12 protein-coding genes are annotated in these 13,813 nt (G+C 62.3%); 7 read left to right on the top strand and 5 right to left on the bottom strand.

From position 1 onward, the window contains the following. The first annotated feature begins 46 nt into the window (after positions 1-46). The 5 genes from KBI52_RS30700 to KBI52_RS30680 all read left to right on the top strand — a co-directional run bounded on the left by KBI52_RS30700 (position 47) and on the right by KBI52_RS30680 (position 5,185). Positions 47-466 (top strand): DoxX family protein, encoded by a 420-nt coding sequence (locus KBI52_RS30700; RefSeq protein ID WP_210812694.1) that lies wholly within the window; start codon positions 47-49, stop codon positions 464-466. 246 nt (positions 467-712) lie between these two features. Next, complete coding sequence (locus KBI52_RS30695; protein ID WP_210812693.1) at positions 713-1,003, top strand: hypothetical protein; 291 nt, start codon at positions 713-715, stop codon at positions 1,001-1,003. Positions 1,004-1,374: 371 nt separating this feature from the next. Further along, positions 1,375-3,675, top strand: coding sequence for a bifunctional diguanylate cyclase/phosphodiesterase (locus tag KBI52_RS30690; RefSeq protein ID WP_210812692.1), 2,301 nt, complete (start codon positions 1,375-1,377; stop codon positions 3,673-3,675). A 281-nt stretch (positions 3,676-3,956) separates the two neighbouring features. Further along, entirely contained in the window at positions 3,957-4,724 is a 768-nt protein-coding gene (locus tag KBI52_RS33220) for a response regulator transcription factor (protein WP_247654741.1), read from the top strand. Positions 4,725-4,969: 245 nt separating this feature from the next. After that, positions 4,970-5,185, top strand: a complete 216-nt coding sequence (locus KBI52_RS30680) for a hypothetical protein (protein ID WP_173949400.1) — start codon at positions 4,970-4,972, stop codon at positions 5,183-5,185. 103 nt (positions 5,186-5,288) lie between these two features. Here KBI52_RS30680 and KBI52_RS30675 read toward each other — a convergent pair whose 3' ends face one another. The 4 genes from KBI52_RS30675 to KBI52_RS30660 all read right to left on the bottom strand — a co-directional run bounded on the left by KBI52_RS30675 (position 5,289) and on the right by KBI52_RS30660 (position 11,319). Continuing rightward, a complete protein-coding gene (locus KBI52_RS30675) occupies positions 5,289-5,489 on the bottom strand; it encodes a hypothetical protein (protein ID WP_173949399.1) in 201 nt (66 codons plus the stop codon). Positions 5,490-5,585: 96 nt separating this feature from the next. Then, on the bottom strand, positions 5,586-6,476 hold the full coding sequence (locus KBI52_RS30670; RefSeq protein ID WP_173949398.1) for a LysR family transcriptional regulator: 891 nt from the start codon (positions 6,474-6,476) through the stop codon (positions 5,586-5,588). A gap of 76 nt (positions 6,477-6,552) precedes the next feature. After that, positions 6,553-10,170, bottom strand: coding sequence for a CheR family methyltransferase (locus KBI52_RS30665; protein ID WP_262265649.1), 3,618 nt, complete (start codon positions 10,168-10,170; stop codon positions 6,553-6,555). A 120-nt stretch (positions 10,171-10,290) separates the two neighbouring features. After that, positions 10,291-11,319 carry a chemotaxis protein CheB gene (locus KBI52_RS30660; RefSeq protein ID WP_210812690.1) on the bottom strand — a complete coding sequence of 343 codons (1,029 nt, stop codon included), beginning with the start codon at positions 11,317-11,319 and terminating at the stop codon, positions 10,291-10,293. 142 nt (positions 11,320-11,461) lie between these two features. Between KBI52_RS30660 and KBI52_RS30655 the strand changes: the two genes are divergently transcribed. Both KBI52_RS30655 and KBI52_RS30650 read left to right on the top strand, forming a co-directional pair. Next, complete coding sequence (locus KBI52_RS30655; protein ID WP_210812689.1) at positions 11,462-11,749, top strand: hypothetical protein; 288 nt, start codon at positions 11,462-11,464, stop codon at positions 11,747-11,749. 83 nt (positions 11,750-11,832) lie between these two features. Then, the gene (locus tag KBI52_RS30650) at positions 11,833-12,573 is read left to right on the top strand and encodes a Crp/Fnr family transcriptional regulator (protein ID WP_315974862.1); all 741 of its coding nucleotides are present in this window, start codon (positions 11,833-11,835) and stop codon (positions 12,571-12,573) included. Between the two features lie 27 nt (positions 12,574-12,600). Here the strand turns inward: KBI52_RS30650 and KBI52_RS30645 are convergent, their stop codons facing one another. Further along, entirely contained in the window at positions 12,601-13,788 is a 1,188-nt protein-coding gene (locus tag KBI52_RS30645) for a hypothetical protein (RefSeq protein WP_210812688.1), read from the bottom strand. Positions 13,789-13,813 lie beyond the last annotated feature (25 nt).

The raw sequence follows: 13,813 nt of genomic DNA, 5'->3' as shown, positions 1-13,813 counted from the left end.
TGGCTCGCCTCGACGGGCCGATCACAAGCAGAAGGTTCTGATCCGCATGTCCGCTACTCTCGATCGTTGGTCGCCCTACGCACTCGCAATCCTGAGGATCGTCACGGCGCTGATCTTCATGGAGCACGGAACGCAGAAGCTCTTCGGCTTCCCGGCCCCTCCCGAGGGCGGGATGCCGCCGCTCCTCTCCGTCTTCGGGATCGGAGCCGTACTGGAATTGGTCGGAGGCTTTCTGATCCTGATCGGGTGGTTCACCCGGCCCGTCGCCTTCATCCTCGCTGGCGAAATGGCCGTGGCCTACTGGATGTTTCATGCGCCCCAGAGCCCATACCCGGCCCTGAACGGCGGCGATGCGGCCATCCTGTACTGCTTCGTGTTCCTGCTGTTCGTCTTTACCGGCCCGGGCGCTTGGAGCGTCGACGGGGCAAGGCAGCCGACAGGGCCGCGTCATTCGTGGGAGCGCTGACGGGCACGAGGGCCGCTATGGCGTCGGGCCCTTTCTGCGGTGCCGGCAACGGAGCGGCGCCGTTCAGACGCATCCGGCATGATGCGGGCTCAAAGATCGTAACCCGGAAGAGAAAGGTCACATTGCCGGCGCCTGCGATTATTCTTGGGAACGGTTTTCATGAACCGCCCGTTTTTCGGATAAGCCCCATGACCTCTGCATCAGAAGAGGATAAGGCGGGGCCCCGTGTATTGCGTGGAGTAGGAAATGGCCGAGATCATCGCGTTCAAGGATCTCAAGAAGATTGCCGATCGGTGTGAAGTGTTGACGCTGTTCGAGCCCAAGCGCCCATCACGATCCAAGCCCCGATCCGAGGCCAAGGCCTTCGATTTTCCGAGCGCCCGTCCCTTCATCTCCGGAAACCTGACCGATCTGTTCGAGCAGGCGAATGCCGTCGCCATGCGCCACTACCACGGCGACCCGAAGGTCTCTGCCATCGTGGCGGAGAAGTGCATGGAGCTCATCCAAGCCCTGGAAGATCACGCGCAGCCCGAGTGAGCTGAGCCCGGCGAGCCTTGAAGCCACGGCCTTCCGATGATCCTTCCGCCACCGGCATGATGGGGTCCGAAGCTCCGGGCGAGCCATACCACGCCGGGCCAGGTGCGAAATTTAACCATACAATCCAAGTCTTCTGGCGGCTTGCCCCCGTTCATGACATCGTAGGGTCGCCGTAGAAGACTACGATTGCCGGCATGATACCCGTGGCAGGTTGAGTCGCTGTCCGCACAGCGCGCGGCTCAAAGGCATGATGCCCTCCTGCCAGGTCGGTGAGAATCCGACGGTTTCCGTTCCTCAGAAATTCTTTCAACGCGATCCCGTCGCGACCTTTTGGTCGAGCAAGCGCCGGCGATCGCTCTGGTGCCGACGTGTTGAAGAGTATTCTTTCGATTCTTTCCGTTCATCGTGCGGGCCTGCCTTTCATCCGCAGCGTCATCCTGCCCGTTCTGCTCGTTGCCGCGGCGACCCTTTCCCTCGGAGCCGCTTCGATCCTCTGGGCGGTCAACAAGAGCAACGACGTCTCCGCCGAGCGCCAGCTTCGTGTGATGGACCGCAGCATCCGCGCCGTGGTCCATCAGCTCGCGCGAGAGCAGGAGATGGTTGCCATCTGGGACGATGCCATCATCGAGCTCGCCAAGAGCCCGATGGATCTGAAATGGATCGACGCCAATATCGGGGTCTGGCTCAGCCGCACGTTCGGGCAGGAGGAGGTCTACATCCTCGACGGCCGCAACGAGCCGGTCAATGCGGTCATCGATGGAACGCGTATTTCGAACCACGAATTCGAGCGCGTCCGGGACAGTCTCGGCAGCCTCGTCGCGGGAATTCGTGGGGCCTCGGACTCTCCGCACCGGGATCATGTCGCGGAGAACGCCGAGGCGCCGCACCTGATCACCGGAAAGGCCGTTTACGACGCCCATCTTCTCGAACTGCTCGGCCGGCCTGCGGCCGTTAGCATCATGAAGATCGTTCCCGAGTCGGATGCCGTGGCCTATCCTCAGGACAAGGAGTTCCTCCTGGTGGGAATCCGGTATCTCGACGGGAACTTCATCAAGCGGATCTCCGAGCAGAACCTGATCGAAGGGTTGCGTTTCTCCGTCGTCGATAATCCGGGACAGAGTGAGATATCGGTGCCGGTCCGATCGGACGTGGGCGATCTCATCGGCTACTTCGTCTGGAAGCCGGAACTTCCGGGGAACCGGCTCCTCAAAGCTGTCGAACCCGCCATGGCCATTGCGGCGACGATCATTCTCCTCCTGCTCGGCGCGCTCGTGCGACGTCTGAGACAATCGATGTCGGCGCTGGAAAGAACTGTTCTCGAACTGAAGGCCAGTGAGGCTCAGGCTCATCATCTGGCCTTCCATGACGTGCTGACCGGACTGCCCAACCGGGCGCTGTTCGAGGACCGGCTCAACCATGCCATCGCACGCCGGCAGGATGGCGAGAGGATCGCCGTGCTGATGCTGGATCTTGATCGCTTCAAGCATGTCAACGACACCCTTGGACACCCTGCGGGTGACAGCCTCATCCGGGAGTTTTCGATCCGCCTGTCCAGACTGGTCGGAAGGAACGACACCATTACCCGCCTGGGAGGCGACGAGTTTGCCATCGTGCAGGTCTGTGCGCCGGGAATGGAGGGACCGGAAACCCTGTGCGAGCGGATCCTTGCGCTGGCTCATGAGCACTATGACATCATGGGCAACCAGATCTTCGTCGGGACGAGCATCGGTCTCGTGCTCGCTCCCGACGCTGGAACGGACCGCAGTGAACTTCTGCGAAAGGCGGATATCGCGCTCTACCGCGCCAAGGCCGAAGGGCGAAACTGTTATCGGGTCTTCACGCCTGAGATGGATGAGACCGTCACTCTGCGCCGGATCGTCGAAGAGGAGCTTCGCGTTGCACTTGCAACCGGTGAAGGGCTTGAGGTTGCTTATCAGCCGCAGATCGCCCTCAGCGGAGATACGATTGTCGGCGTGGAGGCTCTTGCCCGCTGGCGGCACCCGACACGTGGATACATCCAGCCGAGCCAGTTCATCCCGGTCGCGGAGCAAACAGGCTTGATTGTCCAACTGGGGGATTGGATCCTGCGTGAGGCCTGCCTCGCCTCGAGGCGCTGGCCCGATGTCTTCGTGTCGGTCAATCTTTCGCCGGTTCAATTCCGATCCTGCGGCTTTGCCAATCACGTGATCTCGATCGTCCGCGAATGTGGAGCGGATCCAGGACGGATCGAGCTTGAAGTCACCGAGAGCGTTCTGCTGGACGAGGAATGTGGGTCGACCGACACGCTCCGCGCGCTGAGAGATGCCGGGTTCCGCATCGCTCTCGACGATTTCGGCACGGGCTACTCGAGCCTGGGTTATCTTCACCGCTTCGAGGTGGACAAGATCAAGATCGATCGCTCCTTCATCCAGAGCCTGGGACAGGGAACCAGGGCCGCAGCCGTCATCAAGGCGATCGTATCGCTCGGGCATGCGATGTCCCTGACCGTCACGGCCGAAGGTGTGGAAACGGAGATCCAAAAGAAGTTCCTGCACACGGCAGGCTGCAACGAGATGCAAGGACATCTGTTCTCCAGGGCGCTCTCGCAGGAACAGATAACGCGATTGCTGAACCGTCCTGACGCGAAGGCGCTGCAATGTTACTTCGACTCTTCGGCCTTCACGGCCGGCTGAACAGCGGATCGCCGGGAGAATGCAGCAACCTCGTTCGATGGACAGAAGGCAGCACGCCTCCGCCGCCATGCTTCGACATGCGGAGAGTTACCCCTTTGGGGACGATCGCCTCAAGGAACTAATGCCTCTACCGAATGTTGTCGCCACGCTTGATCCGATCACGGATCGGCTACCTGGATCCGACACCTTTCGACCAAGGCTCACTCGCCCCACGTCACATGTGAACGGCGAAACGATCCGACATGGTACATCGCAGAACGTTACTCGGGGGCATAGCAAGTATGAGACACGATGTTGTCTACAAGGAGCAGATTCTTCCCATTGCTCAGGACCCTTTCCAAAATGTCGCTACTGTCCTGATCTGTCAGAATCTCCTCCTGCGCACCGGCATCAGCCATATCCTTTCAGGGACGCGCTTTACCCTTTCGCGAGAGTCATTTGAGGATCTCTCGAACCTGCCAGCCTTCGCCGACGACGAGCCCGCGCTGTTCATCATCTGCGACAGCCGGTCGATAGCCGAGTATGCTTCCGCCGCGGAGGAACTGAAGGCACGCCACCCATCCGCCAAGGTGGTCGTTCTGGCGGACGCGATGGAACCTGAATCGGTCATGGAACTCTGCCGCGCCGGTCTGGATGGCTTCTGCCCGACGAGCATGGATCGGCACGCCCTGGTCAAGGCTCTTGAGATCGTGATCCTCGGCGAGACTTACATCCCGGCCTCGATCGGGCTCACGCTCCTCGAACAGGTCCGACAGGGTCGGGCCCGTTTCAGCCACAGCAGCAGCGCCCCCGCACCCGCCAATGATCCCGCAGCGCTCCAGAACAAGCTGTCGGATCGGGAGGCCCAGATCCTCCGCTGCCTCACTCAGGGGGCGTCGAACAAGATAATCGCGCGGGAACTCGGTGTCGCCGAGGCCACGGTGAAGGTCCACATCAAAGCCATCCTGAGGAAGGTCAAGGCCTCCAACCGCACTCAGGCGGCCATGTGGGCGACCGGAAATCTCGACTTCGCACAGGAAAATTCGCGCTCCCTGGTTCGGCGGGAGTAAAGATAATTCGCCGACCCCTGACTTCTTTCTGGCTGAATTCCGCGAATCGCCTCATGGACTTAGGTCGTCGCCGCGCACGCTACTCCCAAGGGGGTAGCCCATGTGGCGAGTTGCGGATCAGTCGAGCCCGGCTGTAAGCCTGATCTCGTCCTGACGGCGGACCACGCGGCCAACGATGTAAAAGCGTATTGGCGCCGCAGGATCAGACTGAAAACAAATCACCAGAACGGTGCAGTGGGGCATACATGGATTATCAGGTCGAGCTGGTCGCTCGTGCGTTTTACGATGCCGAGCATGAAGACTTCCTTTGGGATGGCGAAGCTGAAGTCATCAAAGACGAATTTCGCGAATACGCTCGCAACGCCATCAATCTTCTTCATGAAGACATCGGAGTTCTTTTGATGGCGCTTGAGCGCGCGGTGGCGGAAGAGCACCCGGATCGATCGCGCGCCGCGGCCTAACTCATTCCCCTATCGAAGTAGAAGACCTGAGGATCGCGCGTTGAACGCCCGGTCCTCTTTTCATTTGGGCCGGGTTCCCCCTGGCGGCCGGCGGAACCGGGACTCAATGGGCATCCGGGGGCAGATCGGCGATCCGCTTGATCTCGAAGACGACCAGCATCAGGACCACCGACATGACCACGAGGCCAAGCGCGTTCGTGAGCACGCTCGCGCTGACCCCTGAAGCCGAGGAGACGAGGGCCAGGAGAATGAGAAACGGAAGGCCAAGGGCAATGCTGAGAACAGCAACGAAAGACCGTGACATGGGAATGGAGCCCCGAGAATATCTGGAAAGGTTCAAGTAGCCTAAGAATCGTGGAGAAAATGAGGTTGAGCCTTTCCTCCGCTCGAACCGCTCGGGTCAGAAGTCCCAGCGCTGGGCCTTCGAGACGAGAAAGTCGCGGAAGACCTGGACGCGCGCCACCGAACGCATCTCTTCCGGATAGACGAGATAGCTGTCGAGGGTCGGCATCTGCTCGTCACGAAGAACCTGCTTGACCCGTGGGTTGTTGCTCATGGCGTAGTCGGGAGCCATGCCGATCCCCGCTCCGTTCTCGATCGCCTGCCGGAGCGCCAGGCTGTCATTGACCACGAACCGGCTGGGACGAGGATCCTTGGGGTTTCGGCCCAGGCTCGTCAGATGATGCAGGTTGAGGATGAAGGGTGGCTGATCGCCGCCGAGGCAGACGATGGAGTGCCGGTCGAGGTCGTCGATGCTCTCGGGCTCCCCGAAACGCTCGATATAAGTGTGGGCCGCGTAGGCGTGATACTGGATGGTGAAAAGGCGGCGCTGGATCAGATCGGGCTGAGCCGGCAGGCGCAGGCGAATCGCGATGTCCGCCTCCCGCATCGCAAGATCCAGTTCATCGTTGGTGAGAATGAGCTGGATGTGCACTTCCGGGTAGAGATCGAGGAATTCCGCAATGCGCCGCGCGAGCCAGATGCCGCCGATGCCGACGGTCGCCGTGACCTTGAGTTCCCCTGCCGGACGCTCGCTCGTCTCGGTCAGACGCTGGCGTGTTTCGTCCAGGCGGACGCGGATGTCCTGAGCGGCCCGGAAAAGCACGTCGCCGTGCTCCGTCAGGACGAGGCCACGGGGGTGCCGATGAAAGAGCGGGACCTTCAGTTCATGCTCGAGAGCGCTGATCTGCCGGCTGATCGACGACTGGTTGACACCGAGCTTCTCGCCGGCGCGGGTGAAATTCCCGGCGCTGACGACCTCGTAGAACAGTCTGATCTTGTCCCAGTCCAATGCGGATCCCTTAGGCTGGCGGCGCGACGTGCGGCCAAATGGAGAACACGGTAGCCTGTCAGGTCAAGCCCAATCTTCAAGAGGGATGGTGCGGGGCATCGGTCTGATCGTCCTCGGAGAGCCGATGCGATGAGGATGGAGCATCCGGAACCGCGGTTCGCTGGTTGAGCGGAACCTCGATCACACAGCGCACGCCGCCTGGTGTGAATTCAAGTTCCGTCGTCGCATCGACCTCGTAGGGGAGGGTGCGCTCGATCAGCTCGGTGCCGAAGCCGCGCCGGCGCGGGGCCGAGGCTGCCACGCGAACACCGCTTTCCCGCCATTCCAGCCGCAGCTTGCGGTCGCCGTCGACCGCCTCGATGCGCCAGGTGATGTCGATATGGCCATCGGTCTCCGAAAGAGCCCCGTATTTGACCGCATTGGTGGCGAGCTCGTGGATCGCCATTCCCAGCTTTTCCGCTACGGCCGTCTGGAGCCGGACGGGTGGTCCGTCCACATGGGCCTTCTCGTCGTCCCGAACCGCATGGGCGAGCAACTCGTCCCTGACCAGCTCTTCCAGATTGATTCCGGCATCGGCCGTCCGGGTGGCCATGGTCTGGGTGCGGGCGAAGGCTTCGATGCGCCCTTCGAGATGCATGGCGTAGTCGTCGACCGTCTCGCTGTTCGCGGCCGTTCGCCGTGTGATCGATCGCACGACGGCCAGGGTGTTGCGGACGCGGTGCTGCAGTTCGGCGAGCAGGAGCTTGGTATGCTTCTCGCTCGCCCGCAGCGCCTCTTCTGCCCGAACCCGCTCGGTGAGGTCGATCGCCACGGTCAGGCCGCCGACCACCTGTCCTGCGGCGTCGCGTCGAGCGCTGACGTTGTTCCGCACCCAGACGAGCGAGCCATCCGGGCGAAGGTGGCGGCCCTCCTGCACGAACGATTCCCCGCTGGAGACCGCACGCTCGAGCAGCCCTCCGTTGCGTCCCGCTTCCTCCGGATGCGTCAGCTCCTGAACCGTGCGGCCGACGATCTGCTCACGCGTCATGCCGAGGATCGTGCAATAGCGATCGTTGACATAGATGACACGGCCCTCGCGATCCGTCATGACAATGCCCACCTCGGCCTGCTCGGCCATGGCGCGGAACCGCTCTTCGCTTTCGCGCAGGGCCTGCTGCGCCCGGGTGAGCGGCGTGACGTCCATGAAGGTGACCACCGCGCCCCCGATATAGTTATCGACGCTGCGATAGGGCAGGACGCGGATCATGTAGCGGGTGCCCGTCGTCGGATCCTCGATCTCGCGATCGACGCTGCCGAGCGTCCGTATCACGCGCCGGGCATCGTCCTGAAGCTCGTCATAGGCCACACGCGACTTGATATGCGCGATCGGACGCCCGACATCCGTCTCGACGAGGTGGAAGATCTCGGTGACGGCCGGTGTGTAGTTCATCACCCGGATGTCATTGTCGAGAAAGATCGTTGCGATCTGCGTGCTCTCCAACAGGTTCTTCAGATCGCTGTTCGAGCGACCGAGTTCCTGAACCCTGTGTGCGAGCTCGCCGTTGACGGTGGTCAGTTCCTCGTTGACGGATTGCAGCTCCTCTTTCGAGGTCTCAAGCTCCTCATTGGCGGATTGGAGCTCCTCATTCAGGGACTGGTATTCCTCGTTCGATGATTTCAGTTCCTCGTTGGTGCTCTCGAGCTCCTCGATGGTGGCCTGAAGCCTTTCGCGGGTCACGCGCAGTTCGGTCTCAAGACGCTGCACATGCTCGTCACGGAGGAAGGAACTGCCAGCCGTGGTGCTGGCCTCCTCGGCGACGGGAGCGGCGCTGTCCTTGAACACGACGACGAAGCCCGGTGCCGCGTTGGGCTGATCGCGCAGGGGCTCGACGACGATGTCGACGATCAGGCTCTTGCCGTTCGAGCCCATCCGGAGACCGTCGATCTGGATCGTCTTGTGGTCTTCGGCCGCCTTGGTCAAGGCTGCGCGGAGGTCCAGGCGCAGGTCGCTGTGAACGAGGTTCAACAGGTTGAGCGTCGCCGTGCCGCCGGCCGGCTCGATGTAGCGCCCGGTTCGCCCTGAGAAATGCATGACGTCGAAGTTCTCGTCCGTCACCACATAGGCCGGGGCGTAGCGCTCCGCGATCATCTCGGCCTGACGCGCGAAGCTGCCTTCGATCCGCCGCGGCCGCAGGAGCGACGGGCCCTCGGCGGGCTTGCGGTCGACCGCCGTGAAGGGGAAGTCCGGTAGGATCCGGGCACTCGTTTCCAGGCGTTGGAAGATGCGATAGCCGCGATCGATCGGTGCAAAGAGCCTCGTATGGCGCGAGATGTTCTCGGAGTTGCCGAGGAACAGGTAGCCTCCCGGCCTGAGCGCGAAATGGAAGAGGGGGATGACCCGGTCCTGAAGATCCGCATTGAGGTAGATCAGCAGGTTGCGGCAGGAGATCATGTCGAGGCGCGAGAACGGAGCGTCCTTGATGACGCTGTGCTGCGAGAAGATGCACATCTCCCGCAATTCCTTCACCACGCAATAGGTGTTGCCCTCCTTGACGAACCAGCGGGCCAGCCGTTCGGGGCTTACGTCCTTCGTGATGGCTTCCGTGTACCGGCCCACCCGGGCGGACGCGAGGGCGCGGCCGTCGATATCGCTCGCAAAGATCTGCACATGCGGCACGGCGTCCAGCCCCGCCATGTATTCGCGCAGCAGAATGCCGATGGAGTAGGCCTCCTCGCCCGTGGAACAGCCAAGCACCCAGATCCGGATCTGATCGCTGCGGGTCTTGCCCTCGAAGAGCTTGGGGACCACCTGCGATTCCAGAAGCTCGAATTCCCGGCGATCCCGGAAAAATTGCGTGACGCCGATGAGAAGATCGTTGAAGAGGCTCTGAGCCTCCTCGGCATGGTCGCGCAGAAACTCCACGTAAGCGTCGATCGTCTCGGCCTGGACGACCTGCATGCGGCGTTGGACGCGGCGGAGGAAGGTGTTCGGCTTGTAGCCGTGGAAGTCGTGGCCGGTCTGGTTGCGCAGGATCGTGGCGATGCTGGCCAGAGAGCCGGAGATCTCGGCGGCCTCCGCCTCGAGATGGGCTGCCTCGCTGTAGCGCGCGAGATGGCTCACATAAAGCTGCACCCTCTCCGCCAGTTCCTCCGGAGGCAGGACGAAATCGACGAGAGCCGCGGGGCTGTGGTTGGGGACGATCCCTTCTCCGGCCAGTTCAGGGCTTTCTTCCGCGAGCGTGAGGCCGCCCGCTTCCTTGAGAGCCGTGACGCCGAGCGTCCCGTCCCCGTCCGTCCCGGAGAAGATGACCCCGATGGCCTTTTCTTCCTGATCCTGGGCAACCGAGATGAGGAAGCTGTCGATGGTGCCCCGCTCGCCCGGTGGCTCCTGCGCGGCACGGATATGGAAGCGACCGTCCTCGACCGTCAGGATCGTGTTGGGAGCCGACCAATAGATCTGGCCAGGTTCGACGAGGTCTCCGTGAGCCGCCGAGGTCAGGGTCAGCCCCTGCTCCGAGAGCGCTGATCTGAATCGCTCTTCGTTCAACGCCTCCCGCTGCTGGAAGACGAGAACGACCGACATCTCCTCGCCCACCTTCAGCCCGGTCAGGAAGCGCTCAAGGGAATGGCTGTCGGCCCCGGACGCTCCTGCTGCAACGACCGAGAAGACGCCCCGCCGCCCGGCTTCGCCAGTTCGGACGGATTCTGAGGAGATTGTCTTGTTGTTCTTGGCGTTGTTCTTAGCGGCCACGGTGACGATTCCCAGCTCGGGGAGGGGTTTGCCATACTATAGAGGATTGCACCACCTCTCAAAGTTCTGTCATGACGCTGCAGCCTATTCCTGGTTGTCCTGTCCGCCTTCGTCGACGCGCGGCGCGAGGGGGGTCATCGACTGGAGGACGGCCTGGCGCAAGGTGTCGGCGTAACCACGGTATTCGAGAGCCCTCTCATCGTACATCTCTGCCACCGCCTTGCGACCGCTTCGGCGTCCGTCCTCGGCCATGCGGGCGACCAGCTCGGCCCGCTCCTCAATGATGCGCAGAGCGACCCGCAGGGCTTCGTCCACGGCGTTCTCCTGCTCCTTCGCGACCAGGTCGGCCGTGAAGCCGTGGCCGACCTGACAGCGGAACCGGAGCGGCTTTCCTCCGCGCACCTTGGACAGGACCCCACCGCAGGAGGGGCAGGTGAGCGCCGCAGGATCGGCGAACTTTCCGATGACCTCGCTGTCGACCCGTTCCCCGGCCGCGATGTCGACCTCCAGGCGGATGTCCGGCGGAACGGGCAGGCTTGGGCCGGCGGGCTCCCGGACGAGATCGGAGAGCACGTCGCCGATCCGGATGCTCGGCACCGACAGATCCACCGACGTCGCCTCCAGGGCGCTCCGCGGCATCTCCTCGGCGATGGCCTCGGTCGGATCCTGCACGATGGCGACGCCGCCGCAGCGCTTCACGGCCTCAAGACCCGAGGCCCCGTCGTTGAGCAATCCGCTCAGGATGATCCCGATGACCCGGGACCCGTAGGCGGCCGCCGCGGAGCGGAACAGCGGGTCGATGGCGGGGCGGGCCAGGTTTTCCCGCGGCCCCCGGCCCAGCTTGATGCGCCCTTTGGTCAGGATGAGGTGATGATCCGGAACGGCCAGGTAGACATGGCCGGACGTGATCGGCATGCCATCGGCGGCGGCATGCACGGGCAGGGGCCCGGCCGCCGATGCGACCGTCGACAGGATTCCGATGCTCCGGGCCGGGATGTGCAGCACGATGAACACGGCGGCGGGAAGATCCGGGGGAAGCGCGCCCAGGATCGTCTTGAGGGGGGCCGTCGCTCCCGAGGATCCGCCGATAACGATGATGTCGCGATTGCTCATAGACGGCTCTCGGGTTGTTCTCAGGGAGTGAACATCCGGTCGAAGCGTCTGTTCCCGATGGGCAGGGTGGGATGCAGATTTTTCCAGTGTTGACGGGAACTTAAGTCCTGGGAAGCGCGTCGGTACCTGGGCAGCCAACACAATGAACGCGAGCGTGGCCATGCTGGGTCGTTCAGCCGAACAGGAGGCTCTCGCCAGGGCCGAGCGCGATATTGCCGATGGGGAAAGGCGAGTGACCGACCAGATCGTCTTGATCGAAGCCTTGCGTCGTGACGGCCACGATGTGAGCGAAGCAGAGAAGCTGCTGCAAACATTTCTTGAAACGCTGGTGGCGTGGCATGGCCACCGGGACGAGATCCTGGTCGAGCTGGCGCGGCAAGGAGCATTACCCTCGACCCATGTCCAGCAAAGCCCCATGATGAAGGAATGAGGGGAGCGATATCGCACGGTGAGGGGCGTTTCCCGAGCCCCGAACTGGGCAATATCGTTCTGCAAAGAAGGTCTGGAGGTGCTATGATGAATCTTGCCATGCACAAACAGGCCAGTCTCAATCCTCTTCTCTGGAAGCTGGACGCCATTGCGGATCTGTCCGATCAGGACAAGCAGGCGATCTTGGACCTGCCGATGAGCGTCAAGGTTTTCGAAGCGGACAGTGACATCGTCCGTGACGGTGACCGGCCTTCGGAATGCTGCCTGGTCCTGAGCGGGTTCATCTGCCGATACAAGATCCTTTCGGACGGCAAGCGGCAGATCATGGGCTTCTATATTCCGGGCGACATTCCGGATCTGCAGAGCCTTCATCTGAAGGTGATGGACCACAGCATCGGGGCTCTCGCGACGAGCAGCATCGCGTTGATCCCGCACGAGAGCCTTCACGCCGTTCTGGAGCGGCACCCTGGCCTCAATGCTGTCATGTGGCGGGACACACTCATCGACGCGGCCATGTTTCGCGCATGGATGATCGGCATCGGGCGGCGTTCGGCTTATCAGCGCATCGCCCATCTCTTGTGCGAACTGCAGATGCGCCTCAAGGCGGTCGGGCTTGCCGGTGAGAACGGTTACGACCTGCCGGTCACCCAGAATGAGCTCGGCGATGCCCTGGGACTGTCCACGGTCCATGTCAACCGGGTGCTTCAGGATCTCAGAGGCGAGGGACTGATCGTCCTGCGCGGAGGCACGCTTCACATTCCCGACTGGGAAGCCCTTCAAGTGGCCGGCGACTTTGACCCCGCTTATCTTCACCTCAAGCGCTGATACGGCTGTCTGGGTCTGCACGACGCGCTATACGACAGAGAAGTCGATCCTGAGCGTAGTATCCTGGTCGATCGTCGCCGTCTGTACTGCGTCGACATCGACACCGATAGCACCATCGGCATAGCTGACATCGATGTCGGCGTCCTGGTCCACATCGATGGCCTGTTTCACGCCAATCGCGACCTTGATCGCGAACTTCTCCTCGAGTTCATCGTCGATATCGACATCCACATCGACGTCCTGCCGGATATCGAGATGATTGTTGACGACGAACTGGCTCTTGCCGTGCCAGCCGTCCATCATCAGGTCGAGTTCCGTATCCTGGACGATATCAACCTCGTTCTTGAGGTACAGGTCGACATAGAGAACGCCCTTGACCTCGTAGATGTCGAGATCGATCTCGGTGTTCTGGTCGATCGTCATCGACTGGTCGAGGCGCAGGAAAACACGATTGTTGGCGTCGACATCGAGCCGAATATCGGCGTCCTGCTCCATGTCCGCATCGTTGTCCATGAAGACACGGATCTTGCTTTCACCCATCCAGCCGTTGAGCAGAACGTCCGCGTCCTGGTCCACGAAGGCGGTCTGGACGATGTGGATGTCGTCGCTGTCGGGAACGGCTATCGGAATGCCGGCCGGGGCCGGCGGATCCGACGGGAGCCCGGCTCCCGGGACCGTTGCAGTTCCTGCGGCGGTCTCGGGAAGCGGCGTATGCACGCCCCCGCTCTCCAGGGCAGGCCCTGGATCCTTCTGTCCCTCGTCGGTCGCAGCCTCCTCCGGCATGCGATGCGAGGCGCCGCTCGAGGCGCCTGCTGCCGCATGAGGAGCTGCTGTGGGAGATCCGACAGAAGATCCAAAGACTGAAGACTGACCTGACTCGGTTCCGTTGTCGTCGATCTCCACGCCGGACCGGGCATGTCCGCTGATGCCATCCGTTGAACCCTTTGGCCCCGGGGACGAGAACGCATGCGAGGCCGAATCGTGTACCGCCGGAGCCAGGTCCGTTCCAAAGGGCGACGTGGCAGGCTGATGGGCCGGCTCGATGCGGGACGGTGCCGGATCGCTGGTCGGATTGGACGAATGGGAGGCCGATAGCCCAGGATCCGAGGCCGGACGGACTGGGCTGCCCTCGTCCTCGGCCGCCTGAACGATTCCATCCTGCTTGTCAGCCAGGAGCGGGAGCAGGTTTCGTGTTCCCTTGTCGGGAGGCAGCATCAGGATCGACCTCGCGCGGCCACTA

The sequence above is a fragment of the Microvirga sp. HBU67558 genome (assembly GCF_018069605.1).
In the GTDB taxonomy this organism is placed as follows: Bacteria; Pseudomonadota; Alphaproteobacteria; order Rhizobiales; family Beijerinckiaceae; genus Microvirga; species Microvirga terrae.
Note: the sequence above shows the minus strand (reverse complement) of the source record. Positions and strands in the feature narration are given on the sequence as shown.

Excerpts from the sequence above, each read along its gene's own strand:
- KBI52_RS30680 (WP_173949400.1), top strand. The coding sequence starts at position 4,970 with ATGGATTATCAGGTCGAGCTGGTCGCTCGTGCGTTTTACGATGCCGAG.
- KBI52_RS33220 (WP_247654741.1), top strand. The coding sequence starts at position 3,957 with ATGAGACACGATGTTGTCTACAAGGAGCAGATTCTTCCCATTGCTCAG.
- KBI52_RS30655 (WP_210812689.1), top strand. The coding sequence starts at position 11,462 with ATGAACGCGAGCGTGGCCATGCTGGGTCGTTCAGCCGAACAGGAGGCT.
- KBI52_RS30695 (WP_210812693.1), top strand. The coding sequence starts at position 713 with ATGGCCGAGATCATCGCGTTCAAGGATCTCAAGAAGATTGCCGATCGG.
- KBI52_RS30675 (WP_173949399.1), bottom strand. The coding sequence starts at position 5,489 with ATGTCACGGTCTTTCGTTGCTGTTCTCAGCATTGCCCTTGGCCTTCCG.
- KBI52_RS30700 (WP_210812694.1), top strand. The coding sequence starts at position 47 with ATGTCCGCTACTCTCGATCGTTGGTCGCCCTACGCACTCGCAATCCTG.
- KBI52_RS30650 (WP_315974862.1), top strand. The coding sequence starts at position 11,833 with ATGATGAATCTTGCCATGCACAAACAGGCCAGTCTCAATCCTCTTCTC.
- KBI52_RS30660 (WP_210812690.1), bottom strand. The coding sequence starts at position 11,319 with ATGAGCAATCGCGACATCATCGTTATCGGCGGATCCTCGGGAGCGACG.
- KBI52_RS30645 (WP_210812688.1), bottom strand. The coding sequence starts at position 13,788 with ATGCTGCCTCCCGACAAGGGAACACGAAACCTGCTCCCGCTCCTGGCT.